21 protein-coding genes and 1 pseudogene are annotated in these 22,417 nt (G+C 64.1%); 13 read left to right on the top strand and 9 right to left on the bottom strand.

Features of this window, described 5'->3' with window-relative positions; genetic code table 11:
• Positions 1-547 precede the first annotated feature (547 nt).
• The 4 genes from QRN59_RS21035 to QRN59_RS21020 are packed head-to-tail and all read left to right on the top strand — an operon-like array spanning position 548 to position 7,204.
• Positions 548-2,002: a DUF3375 domain-containing protein gene (locus QRN59_RS21035; RefSeq protein WP_284984395.1), complete on the top strand. Its 1,455-nt coding sequence runs from the start codon at positions 548-550 to the stop codon at positions 2,000-2,002.
• The gene (locus tag QRN59_RS21030) at positions 1,999-2,649 is read left to right on the top strand and encodes a DUF4194 domain-containing protein (RefSeq protein WP_284984394.1); all 651 of its coding nucleotides are present in this window, start codon (positions 1,999-2,001) and stop codon (positions 2,647-2,649) included. The genes QRN59_RS21035 and QRN59_RS21030 overlap by 4 nt, the downstream gene beginning before the upstream one ends.
• Positions 2,646-6,041: an ATP-binding protein gene (locus QRN59_RS21025; protein WP_284984393.1), complete on the top strand. Its 3,396-nt coding sequence runs from the start codon at positions 2,646-2,648 to the stop codon at positions 6,039-6,041. Before QRN59_RS21030 ends, QRN59_RS21025 begins: the two co-directional genes overlap by 4 nt.
• Positions 6,038-7,204, top strand: a complete 1,167-nt coding sequence (locus QRN59_RS21020; protein ID WP_284984392.1) for a Wadjet anti-phage system protein JetD domain-containing protein — start codon at positions 6,038-6,040, stop codon at positions 7,202-7,204. The genes QRN59_RS21025 and QRN59_RS21020 overlap by 4 nt, the downstream gene beginning before the upstream one ends.
• 758 nt (positions 7,205-7,962) lie before the next feature.
• On the opposite strand, the gene QRN59_RS21015 is transcribed toward QRN59_RS21020, so the two are convergent.
• From QRN59_RS21015 to QRN59_RS20985, 8 genes and pseudogenes are all read right to left on the bottom strand, one after another.
• Positions 7,963-8,187 (bottom strand): hypothetical protein, encoded by a 225-nt coding sequence (locus QRN59_RS21015; protein ID WP_284984391.1) that lies wholly within the window; start codon positions 8,185-8,187, stop codon positions 7,963-7,965.
• Between the two features lie 33 nt (positions 8,188-8,220).
• Positions 8,221-8,505, bottom strand: a complete 285-nt coding sequence (locus tag QRN59_RS21010; RefSeq protein ID WP_284984390.1) for a hypothetical protein — start codon at positions 8,503-8,505, stop codon at positions 8,221-8,223.
• A gap of 156 nt (positions 8,506-8,661) precedes the next feature.
• On the bottom strand, positions 8,662-9,384 hold the full coding sequence (locus QRN59_RS21005; RefSeq protein WP_284984389.1) for a nucleotidyl transferase AbiEii/AbiGii toxin family protein: 723 nt from the start codon (positions 9,382-9,384) through the stop codon (positions 8,662-8,664).
• Entirely contained in the window at positions 9,363-9,875 is a 513-nt protein-coding gene (locus QRN59_RS21000) for a hypothetical protein (protein ID WP_284984388.1), read from the bottom strand. The genes QRN59_RS21005 and QRN59_RS21000 overlap by 22 nt, the downstream gene beginning before the upstream one ends.
• A gap of 1,351 nt (positions 9,876-11,226) precedes the next feature.
• Positions 11,227-11,526 (bottom strand): hypothetical protein, encoded by a 300-nt coding sequence (locus QRN59_RS20995; RefSeq protein WP_284984387.1) that lies wholly within the window; start codon positions 11,524-11,526, stop codon positions 11,227-11,229.
• 39 nt (positions 11,527-11,565) lie between these two features.
• A pseudogene (locus tag QRN59_RS24585) lies at positions 11,566-11,673 on the bottom strand (hypothetical protein); the annotation flags it as partial.
• A complete protein-coding gene (locus tag QRN59_RS20990; RefSeq protein WP_284984386.1) occupies positions 11,649-11,849 on the bottom strand; it encodes a hypothetical protein in 201 nt (66 codons plus the stop codon). The gene QRN59_RS20990 and the pseudogene QRN59_RS24585, both read right to left, overlap by 25 nt.
• A gap of 76 nt (positions 11,850-11,925) precedes the next feature.
• On the bottom strand, positions 11,926-12,192 hold the full coding sequence (locus QRN59_RS20985; protein ID WP_284984385.1) for an MBL fold metallo-hydrolase: 267 nt from the start codon (positions 12,190-12,192) through the stop codon (positions 11,926-11,928).
• A gap of 201 nt (positions 12,193-12,393) precedes the next feature.
• On the opposite strand from QRN59_RS20985, the gene QRN59_RS20980 reads away from it, so the two are divergent.
• The 7 genes from QRN59_RS20980 to QRN59_RS20950 all read left to right on the top strand — a co-directional run bounded on the left by QRN59_RS20980 (position 12,394) and on the right by QRN59_RS20950 (position 18,646).
• Positions 12,394-13,512 (top strand): amidohydrolase family protein, encoded by a 1,119-nt coding sequence (locus QRN59_RS20980; RefSeq protein ID WP_284984384.1) that lies wholly within the window; start codon positions 12,394-12,396, stop codon positions 13,510-13,512.
• A 30-nt stretch (positions 13,513-13,542) separates the two neighbouring features.
• Positions 13,543-14,556, top strand: a complete 1,014-nt coding sequence (locus QRN59_RS20975; protein WP_284984383.1) for an amidohydrolase family protein — start codon at positions 13,543-13,545, stop codon at positions 14,554-14,556.
• Positions 14,553-15,035: a Rieske (2Fe-2S) protein gene (locus QRN59_RS20970; protein WP_284984382.1), complete on the top strand. Its 483-nt coding sequence runs from the start codon at positions 14,553-14,555 to the stop codon at positions 15,033-15,035. The genes QRN59_RS20975 and QRN59_RS20970 overlap by 4 nt, the downstream gene beginning before the upstream one ends.
• Positions 15,036-15,038: 3 nt before the next feature.
• Positions 15,039-15,890: an HpcH/HpaI aldolase/citrate lyase family protein gene (locus QRN59_RS20965; RefSeq protein ID WP_284984381.1), complete on the top strand. Its 852-nt coding sequence runs from the start codon at positions 15,039-15,041 to the stop codon at positions 15,888-15,890.
• Positions 15,887-16,417 carry a MaoC family dehydratase gene (locus tag QRN59_RS20960; RefSeq protein ID WP_234754838.1) on the top strand — a complete coding sequence of 177 codons (531 nt, stop codon included), beginning with the start codon at positions 15,887-15,889 and terminating at the stop codon, positions 16,415-16,417. Before QRN59_RS20965 ends, QRN59_RS20960 begins: the two co-directional genes overlap by 4 nt.
• A 62-nt stretch (positions 16,418-16,479) precedes the next feature.
• Positions 16,480-17,682 carry a CaiB/BaiF CoA transferase family protein gene (locus tag QRN59_RS20955; RefSeq protein WP_284984380.1) on the top strand — a complete coding sequence of 401 codons (1,203 nt, stop codon included), beginning with the start codon at positions 16,480-16,482 and terminating at the stop codon, positions 17,680-17,682.
• Positions 17,683-17,776: 94 nt separating this feature from the next.
• Positions 17,777-18,646 carry an SDR family NAD(P)-dependent oxidoreductase gene (locus QRN59_RS20950; RefSeq protein WP_284984379.1) on the top strand — a complete coding sequence of 290 codons (870 nt, stop codon included), beginning with the start codon at positions 17,777-17,779 and terminating at the stop codon, positions 18,644-18,646.
• A 335-nt stretch (positions 18,647-18,981) separates the two neighbouring features.
• On the opposite strand, the gene QRN59_RS20945 is transcribed toward QRN59_RS20950, so the two are convergent.
• The gene (locus QRN59_RS20945) at positions 18,982-20,346 is read right to left on the bottom strand and encodes an MmgE/PrpD family protein (protein ID WP_284984378.1); all 1,365 of its coding nucleotides are present in this window, start codon (positions 20,344-20,346) and stop codon (positions 18,982-18,984) included.
• Between the two features lie 107 nt (positions 20,347-20,453).
• Between QRN59_RS20945 and QRN59_RS20940 the strand changes: the two genes are divergently transcribed.
• Positions 20,454-21,275: an enoyl-CoA hydratase/isomerase family protein gene (locus QRN59_RS20940; RefSeq protein WP_350225252.1), complete on the top strand. Its 822-nt coding sequence runs from the start codon at positions 20,454-20,456 to the stop codon at positions 21,273-21,275.
• Positions 21,272-22,375, top strand: a complete 1,104-nt coding sequence (locus QRN59_RS20935; protein ID WP_284984376.1) for a Gfo/Idh/MocA family protein — start codon at positions 21,272-21,274, stop codon at positions 22,373-22,375. Before QRN59_RS20940 ends, QRN59_RS20935 begins: the two co-directional genes overlap by 4 nt.
• The last annotated feature ends 42 nt before the right edge of the window (positions 22,376-22,417 follow it).

Raw genomic sequence — 22,417 nt, 5'->3', positions numbered from 1 at the left:
GCCTCGCGATCCCCCATCGCAGAGAAGCTATCCGAGTGGTGGTCCTGAGAGCCAGCCACCGGGACGCCGTAGTGGTCGGAGTCGCCCACAGAACCCCGCGAGGTCCTGGCCGAAGACGAACGCCTCCATGTATTTACTCGCATGGAGAACCCGTGGGTCTTCGCTTCGGCCCCTCCAGCCCTTCCTCCACGTCGGTTCTCCAGGACCGTTGGTCACTCAGGACCGAGCCGTGAGCTTTGGCGAAGGTTCTTTGCTCGTCGCAGCCGAAAGCGGCTTTCTCGCAGCAGGACTCTGTGTTCCACGCCCGGACATCAGGCTGGTTCGGGGGCTTCATCGGCGCCGTCGCGCAGGCGCCGGCTCCAGCCAGAAGGAGATTCGGCCTGTTTCTCCGGCCGTCGCGGGCCAGCGCTGGCGCTCGCATTGATGGCCATATCGCGCTCGGAATCCAATCACAGACCTCGCCACTTGGGTGGTCGCTGCCGAGTTTTCCGGACCGCATCGCGGCCTTGCCGTCAAGAATGTCGGTGCCACGCGAGACAATACCAGTGTGTCAGCTCTCGCCTCCGCGCTTGCCTACAAGCGCCTCCTCGATGACAACGCGACGCTCAGAATGCTTCGCGCCGATCATGTGGCGGTCTCGGCTGCCCTCCTTTCGGCGCATCTTGGGTCCCCGGGCATCCGTCCGACTTCGGAGGACCTGTATGAGGTGATCGATGCCGATCTCGAGGAGCTTCGCCCGCACTTCGATCTGCCCAAGACCGCCAAGGCGTACTGTGACGACTGGCGGAATGCGTCATTTCTCATCCGGCGTCCGGCGACTGAAGCGCGCGGAGAGACGTACGAGCTCTCCTCGGATGCCTTGAGCGCGATTCGCGTCCTGGAACAGCTCGAAACTCCTCGATCAACGCTCACAGAGTCGCGGCTGGTTAGCTTGGCAGCTGGCTTACGACAGCTCGCCGTCGACACCGACCCCGACGCCACACGGCGGCTCGAGGCGCTTCGCCAGGAACGCGAGCGCATAGACGCCGAAATCGCACGCATCCACGATGGAGAGTTCGACGTCCTCGATGAGCGGCGCGCGCTCGAACGCGTCACCGACATCCTGCTGCAAGCTCAGGATCTGCCTGCCGATTTCGCCCGGGTGCGTGCCCGATTCGAGGACCTCAACCATGAGTTGAGGGTCAGCATCGTCAACACCGACGACACACAGAGCACCGTGCTCGACGATGTCTTCCGAGGTGTCGACCTGATTGAGTCGTCCGACGAAGGCCGCACCTTCACTGCGTTCTCAGCCCTCATTCGTGACCCCGAGCGTTCTGCAGCGTTCGACACGGATGTTGCGGCTGTCCTCGATCGCGACTTCGCGGATCGGCTCGCCCCGGAGGCACGACGGGCATTGCGCACGCTCGTCCGCGAGCTGAAGGCGGGCAGTCGCGAGGTGCACGGGGTGCTCACTGAGTTCGCGCGCGGGCTGCGGCGCTACGTTCACTCACAGGAGTTCCAGCGCGATCGAGCGCTCCGCGGGGTGCTGCAGGAGGCGCTGGCCGCGGCGGTCGCCGCGAGCAAGAGGATCCGCCCGTACGCCGACACCGGTATCGAGGTTGAGCTCTCGACCATGCGGCTCTTCAGCGTGGGCGAAATGATCGCCGACGACCCCTCCGAATTCGATACCGGGGCGAGGCTCGCCGACGACGAACCCGGCATCATCGACTTCGAAAAGCTGGCGGCCATTGCCCGTGAGAGCGAGATCGACTTCGCTGAGCTGATACGCAATGTGAACGAGCTTGTGGCAGAGTCGGCGCCCATGACCGTTTCCGAGATCCTTGCCTCCCGCCCGGCCACACAGGGGCTTGCGAGCATCATCGGCCTGCTCTCACTCGCCACCCGGCACGGACAGGTGCGGCTCGGCGAAACCGAGCCCCTGACATGGCAAGGGGTCGACGGGATACGGCGCCACGCCGACGTCGACACGCACATTTTCACTGAGAGGATCGAAGGGTGACCATCGAGCAGGAGTATGGTTCTCAAGAAGTTGGGCTGTGGAGCGGTGACATCGGAACGCTTCACGAGCAAACCCGCCGTGCCCTGCTGGAGATCCTCAAGGGTCCCTATTTATCGGGCCGCCAACGCCCACAGCTATGGGCCGCTCTGATCGCTGACGAACATGCAGTACGATCCCAGCTGCACAATCTGTTCCTTGAGCTTGTTATCGATCGGGTCGACGAATTCGCTTTCGCCCGCAAAGTGCGCACGACCGAGGTTGACGTTCCGAGCGCGCTGCGCACCGAGCGACTGACTTTCCTCGACACAGCCATGCTGCTGGTGCTGCGCCAGCTGCTGCTGGCAGCGCCGGGCGAGCGCCGCGTGATCGTCGGGCAGGACGAGGTCTACGAGCGCCTCGCGGTCTATCGTGACGGCGACGAGGGGGCGTACTTGCGCAACCTCAACGGCGCCTGGGGGCGGATGAGGGACAAGTTCCGCGTCCTCCACGTCGTTGGCGACGACCGGGCCGAGATTTCGCCGGTGGTCAAGTTCATCATCGACGAGGAACAGGTGCACGCACTCGCCGATGTCTACCGGCGTGTGGCAGGTGCCGATGACGCGGAGACAGCAGCGACGTCCCTCACCGACGAGACGGTTACCCCATGAGCGAGACTTCATCTGCCACTCCCGAAGTTACGGGGGCCGTCGCTGCCGGACAGTGGCGCCTCGCCGAGGTGCAGCTGGCCAATTGGGGCACCTTCGACGGGGCGATTTATCGTGTCCCGATCGCCCGCAAGGGACACCTGATGACAGGCCCGTCCGGTTCCGGCAAGTCCTCCCTGCTCGACGCCATCGCTGCGGTGCCCACGCCCGACAAGTGGCTGCGTCTGAACCAGGCGGCGCAAGGCGACGGAACCCGCACCGACCAGCGCACCATCGTCAGCTACGTGCGCGGGGCGTGGTCTCGCACTACCGACGAGAACGAGGATCGCGTCGTCAGCGCATACCTGCGGCCGGGCGCGACCTGGAGCGGCATCGTGCTGCGGTACGAGAACGGCGTCGATCGGCCCGTATCACTCTGCCGCCTGTTCTTCCTCCGCGGCACTGCGATGGCCTCCGCCGACGTCGCGGACCTCTGCCTCCTCGAACGCTCGGCGGTCGACCTGCGAGACCTCGAGCCCTTCGCGCGCTCGGGCATCGAAACGCGCAAGGTGCAGGCGAACTGGCCCGAGGCCGTCGTCACGTCGAACAGAAGCCATGGCCGGTTCTACGCCCGCATGCGCTCGCTGTTCGGCATCGCCCACGAGAGCGCCCTGCAACTGCTGCACAAGACGCAGTCGGCGAAGAGCATCGACAGCCTCGACCAGCTATTCCGTGACTACATGCTGGAACGGCCCGCCACCTACGACCTGGCCGATACCGCCGTTGCCCAGTTCGGCGAGCTGCGAGACGCCCACGAACACGTAGTGCAGCTGCGGCAGCAGCGCGACCACCTCATCGAGCTGCGCACACACTCCGATGCGTACGACAAGGCGAACAACGCCGCCGATGCCGCCCGCTCCACGGCCGACTCGGTGGTCCCCTACCAGAAGCACCAGCGCCTCCGCCTTGCCGTGGCCGAACACGGTGGAGTTGGCGAGCAACTCGTGAGCCTGAGGGCCGATGCCGAGCGGGCGGACGGCTCGTACCGACGTGCCGACGAGGACGCAGACCTCGCCCAGCGGCGCGCCCTCGAGCTCGGCGGCGGCGAGGCCGAACACCTCCAGCACCGTATCCAGACAGCGCAGGATGCGGAACGGGCGACCAGACAGCGGTGGGACGCCCTCCAAGGCCAGCTCACCGAAGCCGGGGTCGCGCACACACCGGCAACCGCGGCGGAGTTCGCCGAGCTCATGGCCGAGATCGACCGCACCCTGGAGTCTCCCTCCACCTCGGCCGGACCGAGCCACGCGCAGCAGGAGCGCTTCTTCATCGCGAAAGCCGCGAAGGAGCGCATCGAGACGGCGATCCGGACGTTGCGCATGAGCGGAACGACCGTGCCTGACAACCTCATCGGCATCCGCCGAGCAATCTCCACCGCGACGGGGCTGCCGGTCGCGGCTCTCCCCTTCGCCGCCGAGATCATCGAGGTGCGACCCGCGTTCGCCGAATGGACCGGAGCGATCGAGCGGGTGCTGCGCCCGTTCGCCCTCACGATGCTCGCGCGCAGCGAGCACCTCCCTGCCGTGCGACGGTGGGTAGAAGTGCACCGCGTCAACGCACGCCTCGTCTTCGAGGAAGTCTCCTCGGAGATTCCCCCGCCACGGCCAGCGCGAAGCAGCCTGTCCCTCGTGAACCGGATCTCCGTCGCACCTGGGCCGTTCGCCGAGTGGGTCGAAGGCCAGCTGTCAGAGCGGTTCGACTATGCGTGCGTCGACGGCCCCGACGAGCTTGACGACCATACCCGAGCGGTCACGGTCAACGGCCAGGTCAAGTCCTCCCGCACCCGCTACGAAAAAGACGACCGGGTCAAGATCGACGAGCGAGGCCATTGGGTGCTTGGCGACCGCGAGTCAAAGCTCGAGGCACTCATCGAGCAGCTGCGCGGCGCGGAACGCGAGTATTCCCAGGCTGAGACCGACGTCGGTCGCGCCGAGAAGGAACGCAATAGCGATCTGGAGCGCCGAGCAACGCTCAAGGCAGTGCGGGGGCAGATGTGGCCCGACATTGACCGGGACGCTGCGGCGGCGGCGATCGCCGACCTCCAGCGGCGCCTCGACGACCTGACCCGCGAAGACGGCCAACTGCGCGATGCCGTCGGTGCGGCGCAGACCGCACGGGAAGCTCGCGAGGCTGCCGCGAAGGCCCTTCAGGACGCCCAGCTCAGGCTCCGCCAGGCCGCGGCGAAGCACGAAGAACTCGGCACAGCCATCCGGGAGCTGGAAGAAGCCATCGCCACAGGGGGCGTCCCGGATCTCGACGAGCACACCACCGCCGCGCTTGACCGCCGATTCCGCGAGGTCCAGCGCAGCATCACGCGGCAGAACATCACCGAGGTCGGCCAGGAGGTCATCCGCCGACTGCAGCAACAGCGGGACAAGGATCTGGAGGCTGCGCGCACCTCCGGCAACGACGTGGCACGCCTGGCCGCCCAGTTCAACGAACGGTGGTCCGCGGCAGCGGCAGCGGCAGACCTGTCGCCGACGACAGCTGACCGCCGCGCCTACCTCGAGGTGCTGGACGGCATCGTCGCCCACGGCCTGCCCGAGCACGAGTCCAACTTCCTGCGCCTGCTGAGAGAACGGTCCCGCGACATGATCGGAGAGCTCGTCAGTGACATTCTGGGGGCGCCGCGGGAGATCGAGGAACGCGTCGCGCCTGTGAACACGTCCCTTAAACGGTCAGAATTCGACGAGAGTCGCTACCTGAAGCTGCGCGTCAAAGTGCGGCGCAGCGAGACCGTCACCCGCTTCATCGCCGACCTGCGGTCCATCTCGGAAGGCGGATGGGCGGACAACGACCTCGAATCCGCCGAAGAACGCTTCGCCACCCTCGCCGACATCATGCGGCGCCTCGCCTCGAGCGACCACGTCGACCGCAGCTGGAAGCGCCAGTGCCTCGACACGCGGCAGCACGTGACCTTCCTGGCCGAAGAGATCGACGCCCACGGGAGGGTGCACGCCACCTACGATTCGGGAGCGGCGATGTCGGGCGGCCAGCAGCAGAAACTCGTCATCTTCTGCCTCGCGGCAGCCCTGCGGTACCAGCTCGCCGACCCCGACGATGAGTTCCCCCGCTACGGAACGATCGTGCTCGATGAGGCGTTCGACAAAGCCGACACACGCTACACCCGAATGGCCCTGGACATATTCGTCGAGTTCGGCTTCCAACTTATACTCGCGACCCCGCAAAAGCTCCTCCAGACCGTCGAGCCATACGTCGGTGCCGCGACCTCCATCGAGAACCCGACCCGCCGACGGACAGCCATCGCGAACGTGCCGTGGCGCCAGGACGCCGCAAGCGACGTCACAACCGCCGGAAACGCGGACGGCGAGGCACCCTCAGAGGCCACCCAATGATCACCATCGCCCAGGCACGCGATACAGCTCGTGCGCGACTGCAGGCCAAGCTCGGCGAATGGGGATCAGCCGGCGACCCAACGTCAACCGGGGCGCTCCTGTCTATCGCGCTGAAACCGCCGACCGAACGGGAGATGCTCAATGACGAGGCCGCGGCGGAGAACTGGGCCAGGGACTGGGCTGTCCTTCCACTCGGCAACGGCGCCACCCTCGACTGGGAGGTGCGCGCCTGGCGCAGCATCGGCCGGCAGCGCGTGCCGGTACGGCTTCGGCTGGTCACCCCCGACGATGTCGCCGACTTCGCCGGCGGGGATCCCGCGCGAGCATGGTCGCGACTGCGCACCCGCGCAGCAATCCTGCGCGAGCGGTTCGGCGACACCGATCCGATCAACGCGGTGATCCGCCGACACACCGAGACCCTGATCCAGTTCGACGAGGCCCGCTTTGCCACCGTGGTCGACGCTGTCGGATGGTTGGTCCGCCATCCGGTCACGGGCCTTCGACCCCGTCAGCTGCCGATCCGCGGCGTCGACACCAAATGGTTCACCGCACATCGCAGCATCGTCTCGTCCCTCTACGCGGCCACGACCGACTCCACCGACCTCGGCATCGTCGACACCGACAAGCTCGTCCGGGTCAGGGTCCTCGACGAGACGCTGGCGATCGGCGGCATCATCGACTTCGCCGCTCCCGTGTCCCAGCTCAACCTGCTGTTGTTCTCTCCCGCTGCAGTCCTCGTGTACGAGAACCTCGAGACCATCCTCGCGATGCCGCTGTGGCCGGGTGCCATCGCCGTCCACGGTTCCGGCTACGCCGTCGATGTCGTCGGCCGACTGCCTTGGGTGCAGCAATCGCCGGTCCTCTACTGGGGCGACCTTGACTCGAATGGCTTCGCCATCCTGCACCGCCTGCGATCGTCGCATCAGGACGTAACTTCCGTCCTGATGGACGAGAGCACCCTGCTCGACCATCGAGACCTCTGGGTACAAGAACCGACGCCGAACCGCGGAACATTCGACACACTGACCGGCGGCGAGCAGCGAGCCCTCAAACGCCTGCGTGACGAAGGCGATGTGCGGCTGGAGCAGGAACGCATTCCGTGGCAGACCGCGCTGAAATCACTGCAGACTGCATGGGAAATGATCGCTGAGCGAAGCCAGTAGAAAAACACTCCGATTGAGGTCGAACTTTCCGGTCATGAGGGCGTGCTTGTAGTGGGTCTCGGCGGCGTCCACCACTTCGGAGAAGGCCGTGCTGGGGCGGAACGCGATGGGGTGTCGATGAGCTTGCCGTCAGAGTCCAAGGTCAAGGTCTTGATGGACATGGGGTGGACGGTTCCGCAGGGTCCGACGACGGTCTGCTCGACGAGGTGGTTTTGCTCTTCTGTTACGACGTTCCCACCGAGTGCGCAGGGTGAGGGTGTAGTTTTCGGTGGTGTCCTGCACCGGAACTTGGAGGCCCGCGGTCTCCCTTATCGTGTGACAGCGGCGCGCAATGTGTTGATAGGCGTGCTTTCAGGCTGGTTCCGGAGTGGGCGCGTAGCCAGGGCGTTGCATCGAGCTCGACGCCGGGTGGACCCTCTGCGGGCCCCTGCGCACACTTGGGGCTGCAGGACTCCGCACCCCGACATGGGGGCCATCCCAGCGCCGGCGAGCAAGGCAATCCAGAGCGTGCCCCGATTACGCGTGATCCGCATGCTATTCCAGCAAAAGGACCGCAGCCCGGCTGACGGACGGGGACGTGACGCGGCCATCTTGCGCAAACGATCGATCTAGTCCTCAATCGGTGGCACTCCACGACTGACCGCGGGTGCCTATTGTTTCGTTCGCCAGGCGTTCCAGCCCGGGACCTCGGCATCCATCCTGTTGCGGCGCTAGTCAGCGATCAGGGCTTTGGAGGTTCCTTGGTGCTGCAGGTGAAGCTAGGTGCCGAGCAGCCGTTGGGTCTCATCCGCCGGATTCTTCCACTTCGGCAGCGAGTTGTTCGATGAGCGGAACGAAACGAGTTGGAGGAGCCGACGTTGCCAGCGTTCCTCGTCGCGGGTCGCTTGGAAGGAACGCCGCCAGGAATCAACCCGGTCAAGTTCGGCCAGCCGGTCCTGGGCCAGTTCACCGCGGGCATCTGCTGCCCGCTGCGGCGGACCCAACCGAGGAGCTGGAACTTCCCCTCTACTGTTGCCCTACTGTCGCCGTTTGATTTTGGCGGCCGCCCTGTGTTCGGCGAGGAAGAACTCGAATTGCCGCAGTCGCTGCTGCCATCCGGGAGTCAGGGTGTTCATGGGAACCGCCGTGGCGTTGCGTTTGTGCTCTTCTTTCAGACCCGGATCAACGAGAGACCGTCGGCTAATGGTCCAGTTCACCGTGCGCACCGGAACATTGCACAGCTCCGCGATCTTGCCGTTGCTCATGCCCCGGCGGTACATGAGCTCCCACTCGTCCCGGCTGGCGAAGGAGCGTTCCGTCATTCTGCGGCAGCACTCTCGCCCCGTTGATTGTCGTTCTGGGACAGGGCAATTGTGGCGGTGTCTCGACAGTAAAAACCTGCGGTGATACCTGCTGGCTAGGATTCGGCCGCAATCGCGGACCGGTGGGGTGGCTTTCACGACTGAGCGCGCAGAGGCTTAGTGAAGGTCGATTCCGGGATCGGGGGTCCCCGGGCCGGCCGGGTCAGCGGGCGGTGCTGTCGTGGTGGTGTTTGTTTCGTTGTGCTGGATTGTTCGGGCAAAGGCGTCGAGGGTGTTGGCCAGGGTGGTGAGCTCGCTGGCTGGGAGTCCGTATTTGGTGTATTCGAGGGTTGGGTATTCGCGGTAGCGGGTGATTGATGTTGCGAAGATGCCAAGGTCAAGGTGCGGGTCCCTGCGGTGGCACAGGGCGATCAATTGTTGGTGGGTGAAGCGTCCGCTGGTGAGGATGGAGTAGGCGTCCAGGTAGTCGCGGGCGTAGCCGCGTGAGTACACGGCGATGAGTTTTGCCGCGACGGAGTCGTCGAGGGAGAGCACAGGGCCGAAATCGACGATGGCGGGCTTGTTTTCCCACCAGTCCAGACCGAGGTCCATCACGACGGTCGTGCCGTCCTTATCGACAGTGAGGCTGGCGAATTCCTGGTATTGGCGGGTGATTTCCACGGTGTATCCGGCGGTTTCCAGCGCGGTGGTCATCTTGCGCACGGAGGCGGCGAACGTTTCGGGGGTGTGTTGGCGGTGCAAGGCGAAGAGGTCGACGTCCTTGGACACGCGGTCGGTGACGCCGTGTTCCGCCAGTGCCTGGCCGCCGGCGAGGATGAATCCGTCCTTGGAAAGCACGGAGAGGGCTATTTCGGTCGCTACACGTTGAGCGTGGTCCATGAAGGGTGTTCCTTGGTTTCGCGTTGTGTGGGCAGCTGGGGGAATGCATTTTCCCATTCCTGCCTGCACCGCGGGGCGAGCCGCAACGATGGCCACAGGGCGGTGAGCCGGTCCGCGTTGACGATTCTGCTGATTTCCTCGGTTGACCCGGAGTTCTGCAGTGTCAGCTGGTAGAGAGTGCTGCAGCTATCGTGATCTTCGACGCGGTAGCGGGTGTCAGGACCCCAGTCCAGGTGGATCGGAAGTTCCACCACCCCGGCTGCGGGACCGCGGAGCTCCTCCAGGGCGCGGGGGACCACGTAGACCAGTGAGTCCGGCAGGGTGTGCCGGGCTGGAACATCCGTCGAAGCGGCCGTGCGGGAAACATAGTCGCGCAATCCTGCGCGGATGAGTTCGGAGACGGTCGTGCCATGGCTTGTTGCCCTGGCGTGTGCTTCTTTCCAGAGCTGGTCTTCGATGCGGATCGTGTGCCGTGTGGTGCCGGCTGACATGCTGGACTCCTGAGGTGTTCGTCGTCCACACCAGTCTACGAGTGTCATGACACCCATAAAAGACAGCGCTGTCGTGGGAGCCGGGACCGGCGGGAATCCGGGATTTTCAATGACTGCGCGCGCTGGATCTCACGTTGTGCGCACTGGCCTAGATTCCTTCCGGCTAACGTGGCTTTGTCTGTGGGCTCCGGTCATGTGGTTTTTCGCGCGTTTGTCCATGAGATGTTCAGAAAGGAGGCAGGAGCGCCCTTGACCCGCATCGAATCCACCGCATTGAACCGGCTCGTTGGCTCAACCTCGACCGCGGGCTACGCATGCCATGCCCCCGTCCAGCCTGCATGTCTCGGTGCTCTTCTTCACCGAGACGACCCCGCGCGCACGAGGGAGCTGCTGTGCGCTTTGACTGGCGCGGTGGCCACATCGATAGTGAGCGCGGATGGCACGAAAAGAAGGTGTGTACAACGTACACACCTTGGGGTGCCGGACTGGGCCGTACATCGGCCGAACTGGCTCGTATTGGCTATGTTTTCGGGGGAGGGGCGGATTATCAAGGGAGGGAATGCGGTTCGAGTCCCACCTCGGGCACAGCATTCCCCCTCGTCAGAGGGGGTTTTTGCTTTAGTGTGTACAAAGCTTTGATCAGGTCCCTCTGACGCTGGTTCTCGGCTGTGGCCTGGCCGCCGCGGTGGCCTGTTCAGGTGCGTGGGTGGCGGGTTCAGGGTCCTGGCTGGTGGGCCCTCGGCCTGCTGTGGGGTGGGGTTATGCGGTTCCTCGTTCCGGTTCTGTCTAGTTGGTCGTGGATGGCCAACACCAGTTCATGGTTCAGGATTCCGGGTACAACATGATGAAACCGAACTTGGTGCGGACGTTTCTTTGGAAGTAACTCCCGGTCGTATCGGGGTGCTGTGCCTGTCCGTTTGTCCTGCCAAAGGGGGCGTGGACGGTGTCAACACTTACGTTTGCTTTATGGAAGTGCCCATGGCGGTCCGCGCCTGAGTCTTCGACGTGCATGCCTTCAATGCACGTGCGGGCTCGGAGTTACGTGAGGGACTTCCCGGGTTTTGTTGACTTCTCGACCTAGCGAGCGGATGCTCGTGGAAGGTTTCTGACGAGACCCGCGGCTTACGGTGCGGTTATTGATGTGGCCCGACGAAGGGGCCTCTCTCGACAGTGGTCTTCTTCGACTCCAGGGTGACCCAGGTGTCGGCCGGTGCCGAGAAGGGCTGCCGGACAAGTCAAATCGGGTCCAGCGACCAAATCCCCGGCTCTCGGAGACCCAATAGATGTATCGGGCTGTCGGGGCGACCAAAGATCCAGCCGCGTTGAGGTAGCTGATGCCGGCAAGAAGGGGTCACCGAAGCTCAACCGGGTGAGGTTCTGTGACGGGCACGTCGATTTCGTGGCCCTGTGAGCGCAGGTACACCACGTCGCTGGCAGTTTCGGAGACCGCCAGGCGAAGGCAGACGGCCTGCAGGGACTCCCAGCCACGCGACCAGGTCAGGAGGCTCGCGATGTCCCATGCGGTTTCGGGCCGGTGCCTGTCGAGCACCCGGAGGACTTCGGCGGAGCGTTTGCCGTTGTGTTCGATTAGCTGTGCGACCCGCCGCTGCAGGCCGCTGAACCGGTACTCGTGGGCGGGGCTGACTTCCATCTCATCTTCGAACGCGATCAGGTCCAGGGATTCGTAGTAGTCCGCAGCAGGGTTTGCCGGGCCGGGCGGCTCGAGTGCTATGTGCGGAGAGATGCGCGGCAGGACATGGTCCCCACTGAATATCAGGCCATGTGTCCCGTCGACCAGGCAGATATGCCCTGGTGAATGGCCGGGGTGGTGACCACCCGCAGGTCCATCCCTTTGGCGGGCACCAGGCCGCCGTCTGTGAGTCGCAGGTCCGGATCCGCGAGGTCCTGCAAATGGGCGAGGGTGGGTTTGTCCATGGCCACTTCGGCAAGCTTGTGTGCGCGGGGACGCCCCACGACGTCATCTCATCGCGGTCCTTGAAGGACAAGGTCAAGATCCTCGCCGGCGTACTTCCCGGTCGTCCAGTGCAACCTAGGCTCTCGATGCCGCGCGCAGACGGGCAGCCATGCCTAAATGGTCTGAGTGGTAGTGGGTGACCACGATGCTGGTCAGATTGAGGCCAAGGCCGGCATGCCGTAGACCGGCGGTCAGGTGGTCCAGACCGGCATCACTGTCCCAGCCCGGATCGATCAGCACCACGTCACCGTCCCCCACGAGCAGGTAACTCAGGGTATAGCGCGTCGGATTACCTGGGAACGGAACCGGGTCGGACCACACGTCCTCACGGATCTGTTCCACGGGAGCACCTGTTCTGCCACGCTTCTTTTCGGGCGTGACCGGTGAGAGTGATCGACGGCAGGCTCATCAGTTCCTTCTTTCAGATAGCGAGCATGATCCCCACACGAGACCGTTCGCCGTCGGACGAACATCTCAGGTGATTGCAAATCACCACCGTTTGAATATAATCATGATCATAGACTAATCACGGAGGTTGAGATCATGACAACGGCGTTGAATCCACCCGGCAGGGATCCCATCGTGGACTGTGACGTGCATCCGATGGCACGCACCACCGAAGACTTCTATCCGTATTTGACCGCGCATTGGCGTCGACACTTCGAGGAGCGTGGCGTACGTACCTACGCCCGGGCACGCGACCGGTACAACCATCCGGCCGACACGCAGCGGCTGGACGCTTACCCCGCCGATGGGGGTCCCGCGGGGTCAGACCCGGAACTCGTCATTGAACGGCATCTGGACCCGTATGGCATCACCACGGCGCTCCTGCTCCCGCAACAGCCGTATGGCACCACCGCGTGGGGTGACATTGATGCCGCGAACGCCTTTGTTAACGCCACCAATGACTACTTCGTTGAGACCTGGGTCGACCGTGACCCCCGCTTCGGCCTCGCCATCACTGTTTCACCTCACGATCCTGCCCAGGCCGCAGGGGAAATCCGCCGCCACGCTGGCACGCCTGGCGTAGTCGCCGTGCAGCTGCTCGTCATGGAGCGGATGCTGGGGGATTCCTGGTACAACCCGATTTACGAGGCGGCCGTCGAAGCCGGGCTGCCCATCGCCGTCCACCAGAGCGGGTCCGAGGGCTGCTACACGTTCTCCCAGGGACCTGCCGGCGGCGTGCCGCGTTCGTATGGTGAGCGTCACTCGGTGCTCACCCAGGTTGGTGCGGCCAACGTTGCTGACCTCATCGTCAACGGAACATTCGAGGCGTTTCCCAGCCTCAAGGTGGTCTTTGTGGAGTGGGGCTTCAGCTGGCTGCCTTCTTTGATGAACCGCCTCGACCTTTTTTGGGAGCGTGACCCGGGCGCCGCTCTGCGGATCAAGAAGAAGCCGAGCGAATACATTCGCGAACACATCACCTTCACCACCCAGCCTCTTGATGAGGTTGAGACGCAGGCTGAGCTGGATGCCCTCTTCTCGCCCGCCGGGGTCTCGGACGTGTTGCTTTTCAGCTCCGACTATCCCCACTACGACACCGACGACCCCTTCTTCGTATTGCACAACAAGATCCCCGAAAGGTTGCGTCGCGCCGTGTGCTACGAAAACGCACTTGGTGTGTTCGGCGACAAGATCTTCCGTACCCCGGTCACGCTCTGAGCCATGACATTGCAGGAAAGACAGTCAACCATGATCATCGACACCGACAGGCACGTCGCCGTCACCGACTATCGCGACGTGCTCGCGTACTTGGACAAGTCCTGGCAAAAGCACTTCGAGCGCAAAGAGTTCCTTGGCTCCGTGACCGAGGCGAGCAATCACATACGCGTGTCAAGCAGGTTCGGCGACGAACCCGTCTCTGCCGCCGCACTGCCCGAGGCGGACAAGGTTCTCCTGATGCCGCACCAGGCGCTCACCGTGAACGGGTGGGCCGACGGAGTCGCCGCCACCGAATTCTTGTCCGGTTTCAACTCATTAGCCCGCGACAAATGGTCGTCAGGCAACAACGTACCGGTCATCGTGGTTCAGCCAGGGGATCCGGGGTGGTCTGCGGCGGAAATCCGGCGCCGCGCTGCCGAGCAGGTATTTGGTGCCATCGCTCTCCCTCTCGGGGCCGGCCTGCTTGGAACGAGTCACTACGACCCGATCTACGAGGCGGCTGCCGAGACCGGACTCGCCATCATCGTGCATTTCAGCGGTGTCGAGGGCCTGTACGCCGGCGCCCAGCCGCTTGGCGGCGGCGTCCATTACAGCGCACTCAGCCGTCAGGTGCTCATGTCGCAGCTCGCTGAATCCAACATCACCAGCCTTGCCTTCGAGGGCACCCTCGAGAAGTTCCCCGCGGTCCGGTTCCTCTTCTCAGGTTTCGGTTTCAGCTGGCTGCCATCGCTGTTGTGGCGGATCGACCGCGAATGGCGCACGTTCCGATACGACGTTCCATGGGTGAAACATGCGCCCAGCAAATATGTACTCGAACAGGTGTGGCTGAACACCTGGCCCCTGAAAGAAGCAACCATGGACGGCGACTGGGCGCGCCACTTCACGACCGACGCACTCCGGAGCCGCATCGTGTTTGGCTCGCATAGTCCCTTCGACGGCGATGCTCCCGGGGACGTCGTCAAGCAACTAGGCCCGGACGACGGCGCCCTCATTCTCTCCAACGGTGCCGCTTTGCTTCCCCGCGTTGAAGCGGTGACGTCATGAGCGAATCCCAGCCCGGCACACTCGCCGCCTTGCGTCGAACGGACCCGGCCACCGGCCCCTCGTCAGAGGACTTCGAGTATGTGTGCGATTACGACGACATGGTCCTGGATGAGTTCCGGAGCGTCGAGATCGGCGGCCGCGAGGTGTGCGTGGTGCGCACCCTCGCCGGGGTCTTCGCGATCGGTTCGACGTGCCCGCACCAGGCCGCAAACATGTGCGCTGGTGCCATCAAAGGCACGATGGAGCCGTCGGAGCGCAACGAGTACCGCTTCGCACAAGAAGGCGAGATCGTCACCTGCCCCTGGCATGGATACGAGTTCAGCCTGCGAACAGGTGCCAGCGTGGGCGGCGCGCTCAAAGGCCGGCTGGGCGCCTACCAGGTTGAAGTCCGCGACGGTGCGGTGTATTGCAGTCCGCGCCGCGTCCGCCCGGAAAGGCCCGTGCGCGCGGAGCGTCCAACCCGAAAGGCCGGGGAGTAGCTCATGCAAGAGGGTCTGTGCACGCTGCTGTTCGTCCCGGCCGACGACGCACGCAAGGTGAACAAGGCGCTCGAAAGTGGCGCCGACGCCGTCGTCCTCGACCTCGAAGACGCGATCGCCCCCCAAGCGAAAGATGACGCCCGTCGTCGTGCCCGCGGGATCCTGGACGCCCGCACCAAAGGTGGCCCGGCGATCATCGTCCGGATCAACGCGCCCGACACCGGGTGGGGAGTCTCCGACTTGGAGGTCCTTGGCGGCGCAGCCCTGGACGCCATCATGGTCCCGAAAGCGACCCCGCGCATGCTGTGCCTCCTGCCGGGGAGGTGCCCGCCGGTGATCGGGCTGGTCGAGACTGCCCAAGGGGTTGAGGAGGCCGCCGGTGTCGCCGCTGACCCTCGCGTCGTACGCCTCATGCTCGGTTCAGCCGACCTTGCGGCCGATGTCGGAAGCGAGCTGCGCGCCGACGAACTCGACCTGCTCTACCCCCGGTCGCGGGTGGCGATGGCTTCCGCTGCCGCCGGGATCGAGGGACCGATCGACGTCGTGCATCTGGACATCACCGACGACGACGGCCTTGTTGCCGCCTCGGGGCGGTCACGCAGCCTGGGTTTCACCGCGAAAGCCTGCATCCACCCGCGGCAACTCGGCCCCGTCAAGGACACCTTCAGACCAGGTGAGGATGACATTGTGCGCGCCCTGGCCGTCGTCGAGGCCTACGAGCAGGCCCAGATAAACGGCCACGGGGTCGCGACAGTGGGAACGAAACTTGTCGACCTGCCAGTGCTGCGCAGGGCTCAACGCACCCTGACCATCTCGGGCATCTCCGCCCGTCCACTTACTAAGGAGAACCTATGAGCACCGATACCGTCATGGCACCCAAACAGTGGCGTGGCCGCTTCTTCGAAGACATGGAGGTGGGAGACGTCTACCGGAGCCGTCTGGGGCGCACCATCGAGCAAACGGACAACACGTGGTTCACCCTGCTCACCATGAACACCAACCAGGTGCATTTCAACAGTGAGTTCGCCGCGAAGACAGAGTTCAAGGCCCCGCTCGTCAACTCGTGCCTGACCCTGTCGATCGTGGTGGGGCTCTCCGTGTCAGACACGAGCGAGAACGCCATGGCGAACCTCGCCTGGGACAAAATCTCCATGCCCAACCCTGTCTTCGCCGGTGACACCCTGTGGGCCGAAAGCGAAGTGACCTCCAAACGCGAATCGAAGTCGCGCCCGAATCAGGGCATCATCGGGATCCGCACCCGGGGCATCAACCAGCACGGCCAGACCGTCGTCGAATACCAGCGCACGTTCATGATGTATCGCAAACATGCCCCCCAGGCGGTCGAACAGTTTCCCGAACCGACCTCGGAATGGAACGTCTAGCCACAACACCAAGGCCGGCGCACCGACGCGTCGGCCACAAGCAACAAGGAGCAGCATTCACCATGTCTCACATTGATAAGCGAGCGCTCAGCGGCCTGAAAGTCGTAGAGTTCGCCCACGTCATCGCCGGCCCCCTCGCCGGAACACTTCTCGCCGACCTGGGCGCGGACATCGTGCACGTCGAGGATCCGGGGCGCGGGGACCCGCAGCGCAACGCCGGACCAGCCAAAGACGGAGTGCATTTGTGGTGGAAGGTGGCGGCCCGCAACAAGCGCTCCGTCACCCTCAACCTGCGCACCGAGGAAGGCCGCGACCTCGCACGCAAACTTGCAGTATGGGCGGACGTCGTGATCTGCAACTTCCGCGTGGAAACCCTGGAGAAATGGGAGCTTGACTTCACCTCGCTTAACAAGATCAACCCCAAGTTGATCATGCTGCAGGTCACTGGCTTCGGAAACTCGTCTTCCAAGCGGAACTCGCCGGGCTTTGGCAAAGTGGGCGAGGCGATGAGCGGGGTGGTCAACATCACCGGATTCCCCGACGGACCACCAGTGCACACAGGCTTCTCCCACGGCGACTCGGTCACCGGGTTGATGGGGGCGTACGCGATTCTGGCGGCCGCCTACCGCAAGAACAATGACCCGGACTTCCAGGGTGAGTGGATCGATCTCGCGCTCTACGACGGACTCTTCCGCCTGGTCGAATGGCAGGTCATCTTCTACGACCAGCTGGGCGAGAACCCGACCCGGGCCGGCAACCAGCTCGCGGCCGCCCCCGCCGCCGTCATCAACACCTACATGACAAAGGACGACCGCTGGATTACGGTCACCTCGGGCACGCCCCGATCGGTGCAGAACGTGGCCACCCTGGTGGGCGAACCCCTGGAGGACTACGCCACACCGGCCATGCAGGTGCAGCACCGTGAGCGGCTCGATGAGCTGGTGCGCCAGTGGATCAAAGCACACACCCTCGATGAATGCGTAGCCGAAATGGACCGTCTTGAAGTGGTCGCCTCCCCGATCTACACGGTCGAGGACATCCTCAAAGACGAAACGTACCGGGAACGCGAGAACGTGATTGAGATCGAGGACCCCGACCTCGGCCCCGTGCGCATGCAGAATGTTTTCCCGCGCCTCACCAACCACACGGGCAAGGTATGGCGGACCGCCCCGTCGCTTGGTGAGCACAACGACAGTTTCTACGCCGAGGACCTCGGCATCAGCCAGGACGGCATCGCAGAACTACGCGCCGCCGGCACCATCTAACAAAGCGACAACTTCTGCGCCGCCGGTGTTTACCTCGCGGCGGCGCAGATGCTTGCCCTTCGTATTGAAGTGTTGAACTCAAAGGAGAGCCCGAATGAACACCACAGGCCAGACCCCTAACAGCGATAGCCTCGAGATTCCCGAATTGCCGGGGGACCGGCGACTAGAGGGACGGACAGCGATCGTCACTGGAGCGGGCTCGGCCGGAACCATGGGCGGCACCGGGTCGGACATCGCTCTGTTGTTGGCATCGCAGGGGGCGAACGTCGTTGTATTGGACGTCTCGGAAGACCGTGCACGACACACGCTCGAAGCCATCGAGCGAATCGGTGGGCGCGCCTACGTTCACACTGCAGACATCACCGTCAAGGCGAACTGCGAAGCGGTGGCGGCCCGTGCCCTCGACGAGTTCGGCGGAATCGACATCCTGGTCAACAATGCAGCCATTGCGCCCGGTGAGCAGGAGAACCTCGAGTCGGTGTGGGATGCCATCATCGCCCTCAACCTGAAGGCCCCCAAGCTCATGTCGGACGCCGTGCTTCCGCACATGAAGGCGGCCGGCGGCGGCTCCATCATCCACATTTCGTCCATCGCCGGCTTTCGCGCCGGGGGCGGCATCGGCTACTCGGCGGCGAAAGGCGGCCTGATTGCCATGGCCAAGGCGCAGGCATTCGAGTACGGCCAAAGCGCGATCCGGGTCAACACCGTCGCACCCGGGCATGTCGCGATTCCCATGGGCCTGGGGTTCAAAGGCTGGGACGGGGGCGGCACGGACCGCATGCGCTCCCGACGCGCGAAGGCCACCATGCTTGGCACAGAAGGCACAGGCTGGGACGTCGCTTTCGCGGTTCTCTATCTGGCCGGCGACGAGTCGCGCTATGTGACGGGGCACACGATCCCAGTCGACGGCGGCACGACTGCGACGATGCCGATCATGTTGGCCGCGCAAATCGAGTCCGCGTAGGTCACCGACAGTGCGAGGAAATCGTTGATGAGTGCCGCCGGGCAAAAGTCGGCCCCGTCACTGTGCCCGGTGAGCGCCATCGGCCTCGTTCCTGACACGGACTGAGCTTGGCCAGACGGTCATCGAGGGACGATATCGACCGTCCCCTTATGCCTCGGAGCAATACATTCAGGGGCTAAATCGATGCCGGACATGGAAGGCCCCGGAAGGTTCAGACCTTCCGGGGCCTTTTTGACGCCCATGAGGGGGTCTGCTTTGCACTACTGCAGGGCCACGCTCGTCATATGTTGGGTGACTATTCGCCCTTGCTATCCTTCGCCGGTTTGAACGTCGTCTCAGCCGCGCAACGCGTTTGTGATAACTGCGGCGTCTGGGACTGAAGAGATGGAGCGGATGTCGCACAGTATTCGTTCGGCCAACTCTGCGTTGAGAACCTTGCCGGCTCGTTCGAGGAAGAGTTCATCAATGCGGCCCGAGCCTGGCCGGAGGATTTCGGGGCGCCGGCCCGCGATTCGCAGCTCCCGCCCGTCGTCGAGCCGGGCTACGATTTCGACGGCGTCCGCTTCGTTTTGACGCAGGCTCACCAAGGCTGCCAGGTCGGCCGCCTGGGCATCCGCGCCTGCCTCGTTGAAGTAGCGGGGATCGGTAACCGGTCGGCCAAGCAGCGCTGCGGCGAGCGTGAAACGTGCGGACATCTGACGTTTCAGCATGGTTTCGAAGGTTCCTTCTGCGCCTACCCCAGCGCTACCGGTGCCGTTGGCCGGGGTGTTAGGCCGGGAAAGCACCAACTCGCGGATCGTCGCACCGGTTAGCGCCGGGGCCAATTCGCCGGCCAGTTCAAGGGTTTCCTGATTCTGCAAGCAGACGGCAAACTTCTTGCTGCCCAGGCGCGTGATGGCCGGCTCCTCGGAGCGGAGGCCCAGACCCGCGACGGTTGGCTGTTCACCCGCATACACTGCGAAGAAGCCGTATGGACCCTCCAGCGCATTCGGACTTGCCGCGGCGCCGGCCATCGCGAGCTTAGCTGCAAGCAAGCCGTTTCTCGCACCAAGACCGGCATGGGCAAGGGGCTCAATGGTGCCGCTGACAAAGCCCTGATTGCTGCCGGCCGCGGAGTTGCTGGCGATGCTCAAAGCCGTGGCAAGCTGATTGGCGTCTGCGCCGAAAATGTACGCCGCGGCCGTCGCTGCACCGAATGGACCCATGATCCCGCTGGGACGGTACTTACGGGCGCTCAAGCCGCCCGGAACGATCTCCCCGAGGATACTGACGGCCTCGTAGCCTGCGATCACGCCGCGAGCGAAGCGCTCACCGCTTACGCCAGCCGCATCAACGGCCGCCAAGGCGGCCGGAATGATGTAGGTGCCTGGATGGCTTCCCTCGACGTAACCGCCGGGACCGCAATCTTCCTGCAAGCACGAGTGTGCGGCAATGGCGTTGACGAAGGCCGCTGCTGCGGGGGAGAGCCGGTTGCGCCGACCCAATACCGTGGAGGCGCCCGATTCGGAGGAGACGGCTCGTAAACCCGCAGCAAAGGCCTCGAACTCGGTCCCGGTCAGCGCCACCCCGATACCGTGCAAAAGCCGGTCACTGACGGCGGTGGAGAGGGAGGTGTCGAGGGGGCTGTCCGCGACGTCGAGGACCGCCTCTGCGACTTGGCCCGACAGACCGGTGCGGGTGAGAGAGTGGGGCATGGTCATATTCGGCTCCTATGCATTTGCCAGCCGGCATCGATGTCGAGAATATGGAATCAAAACCGTCTAATGATGACTATGAATATAATCAAGGGTAGCAGTTTGGGACGCTGATGCCTATATTGGGAGCAAAAGACCGGCATGGAGAGGCAGGATCAATGACCTTCGAGCACCCACACTGGGAACGAATCAGCATCACTCACGACAATGGCGTCACCGAAATGCAGTTTCACACAAACGGCGGATCCTTCGTCTGGGATGCCCAAGCCCACACTGAGCTCACCGAGGCTTTCGATTGGGTCGGCAAGAACCATGCCACGAAGGTGCTCATCCTGACGGGCACCGGCGAGGCGTACTGCACTGAACTGGATGTGACGAGTTTTACCCGGCACAGCTGGGACTACATCTGGTGGGAGGGGCGCCGGATGTTGCGGAACCTGAACGACGTCGAAATCCCGATCATCGGAGCCGTCAACGGCCCGGCCCTCATCCATTCCGAGATCCCCGTGATGGGCGACATCGTCCTCGCTGCCGAGCACGCCGAGTTTGCCGACAAGGCACACTTTCCCCTGCGTGACACCATCCCGGGCGACGGGGTGAACCTCGTGTGGGGCGAACTGCTCGGGCCCACCCGCGTCAAGTACTGGCTGCTCACCGGGTCCGTCATCGGCGCCGAGGAGGGAAAGCAGATCGGGTTCATCAACGAGGTACTGCCCGCAGAGAAGCTCATGGACCGCGCCTGGGAGATTGCCAGGGATCTGGCGCGCCGAGACGTGGCGATGCTGCGCTACGCCAAGGCCGCGGCATCCATCGGGTTCCGGCGCAATTTCAACGAGGGCCTCAGCCATGGTCTCGGCGTCGAGGGCAGCGGTCACTGGTATATGGGTGGGCTGAAGGCTGGCCAGCTGTCGGGTCACGAAACGCCCCGCCCGTGACTGGCGACCTCGGTGTCGGAATTGTCGGTGCCAGCATCAGCGGCGGATGGGCCCAGGAATCGCACATTCCAGCCGTTCTGGCGACGCCGGGAGTGGCGCTTCGCGCGGTGTCAACAACGCGACGCGCTACTGCCGACGCCTCGGCCGAACAATTTGGTGCACGACGCGCCCATACGAGTGCCACCGCTCTCGCCACTGATACCGACGTTGACCTCGTTACGGTCGCGGTGAAAGTCACAGAGCACTTTGAGTCCGTCACGGCCGCCGTGGCAGCCCGGAAAGACGTCTACTGCGAGTGGCCTCTCGGGGTGAATACCCAGCAAGCCAAGATCCTGCGGGATCACGCGGTGCTGGCCGGCGTCCGCCACATCATCGGCCTGCAGTCGCGGCAGCAACCCGCAGTTCAGCTACTTCGCGAGTTGGTCGACGGCGGCCGGATCGGCCGGGTGCTGGCAGTGCATGTCTTGTCAGTCGGCATGGGTCATGGCGCGCCGGTGCTGGCACGCGGCAAGGAATGGGTTGCCGACGAGCGAAACGGTCTGTCAGCCCTGACCGTGCGTACCGCCCACACCCTTGATGCCGTGCAGTTCGCAGTCGGGAGGCTCGCCGGGCTATCTGCGAAGGTTGGCGTGGCCACGCCGAAGGTGGCAATCGAGGGCGAGAATCGTTGGATAACCAAGACCGCGGCCGACCAGGTGGCCATCGAAGGAGCGCTCGCAGGCGGGGCGACATTGTCGGGACTGTTTGTCTTGGGAGTGCATGCGACCGGGATGCCCCTGATGACGGTCTATGGCTCGGAGGGCACACTGGAGATAGTGCCGGATAGCCCCGACGGCCAGATACAGATGGCACGGTTGAGCCTGGTCGAGACGCGCAGTTCGGGGGAGCGGTCGGTCCTGCCGGCCCCCGAGGAACCGCCCGGCGCTGACGGCGAGCCGCTGGCCGGGCCCGCTGCCAGCGTGCGGCGGATGTACCGGGCGATAGCGGCCGGGACCTCAGACGGTGACGTCCCCGACTTTGACGACGCAGTGCGGTTGCACGAGCTGCTTGATGTCATCAGGCGTGCTGCCGCTTCGGGGTGTTGGCGGGGTGTGGTCTGAAGGGGTGACAAATATCCGATTCATACATATAGTTAGGATGGA

It is taken from the genome of Arthrobacter sp. efr-133-TYG-118, assembly GCF_030209755.1.
In the GTDB taxonomy this organism is placed as follows: domain Bacteria; phylum Actinomycetota; class Actinomycetes; order Actinomycetales; family Micrococcaceae; genus Arthrobacter.
Note: the sequence above shows the minus strand (reverse complement) of the source record. Positions and strands in the feature narration are given on the sequence as shown.

Bases quoted from the DNA above. Each gene is read 5' to 3' on its own strand.
- QRN59_RS21025 (WP_284984393.1), top strand. From the start codon at position 2,646: ATGAGCGAGACTTCATCTGCCACTCCCGAAGTTACGGGGGCCGTCGCT.
- QRN59_RS21020 (WP_284984392.1), top strand. From the start codon at position 6,038: ATGATCACCATCGCCCAGGCACGCGATACAGCTCGTGCGCGACTGCAG.
- QRN59_RS21010 (WP_284984390.1), bottom strand. From the start codon at position 8,505: ATGACGGAACGCTCCTTCGCCAGCCGGGACGAGTGGGAGCTCATGTAC.
- QRN59_RS21005 (WP_284984389.1), bottom strand. From the start codon at position 9,384: ATGGACCACGCTCAACGTGTAGCGACCGAAATAGCCCTCTCCGTGCTT.
- QRN59_RS21000 (WP_284984388.1), bottom strand. From the start codon at position 9,875: ATGTCAGCCGGCACCACACGGCACACGATCCGCATCGAAGACCAGCTC.
- QRN59_RS20995 (WP_284984387.1), bottom strand. From the start codon at position 11,526: ATGGAAGTCAGCCCCGCCCACGAGTACCGGTTCAGCGGCCTGCAGCGG.
- QRN59_RS20980 (WP_284984384.1), top strand. From the start codon at position 12,394: ATGACAACGGCGTTGAATCCACCCGGCAGGGATCCCATCGTGGACTGT.
- QRN59_RS20975 (WP_284984383.1), top strand. From the start codon at position 13,543: ATGATCATCGACACCGACAGGCACGTCGCCGTCACCGACTATCGCGAC.
- QRN59_RS20970 (WP_284984382.1), top strand. From the start codon at position 14,553: ATGAGCGAATCCCAGCCCGGCACACTCGCCGCCTTGCGTCGAACGGAC.
- QRN59_RS20965 (WP_284984381.1), top strand. From the start codon at position 15,039: ATGCAAGAGGGTCTGTGCACGCTGCTGTTCGTCCCGGCCGACGACGCA.
- QRN59_RS20960 (WP_234754838.1), top strand. From the start codon at position 15,887: ATGAGCACCGATACCGTCATGGCACCCAAACAGTGGCGTGGCCGCTTC.
- QRN59_RS20955 (WP_284984380.1), top strand. From the start codon at position 16,480: ATGTCTCACATTGATAAGCGAGCGCTCAGCGGCCTGAAAGTCGTAGAG.
- QRN59_RS20950 (WP_284984379.1), top strand. From the start codon at position 17,777: ATGAACACCACAGGCCAGACCCCTAACAGCGATAGCCTCGAGATTCCC.
- QRN59_RS20945 (WP_284984378.1), bottom strand. From the start codon at position 20,346: ATGACCATGCCCCACTCTCTCACCCGCACCGGTCTGTCGGGCCAAGTC.
- QRN59_RS20940 (WP_350225252.1), top strand. From the start codon at position 20,454: ATGCCTATATTGGGAGCAAAAGACCGGCATGGAGAGGCAGGATCAATG.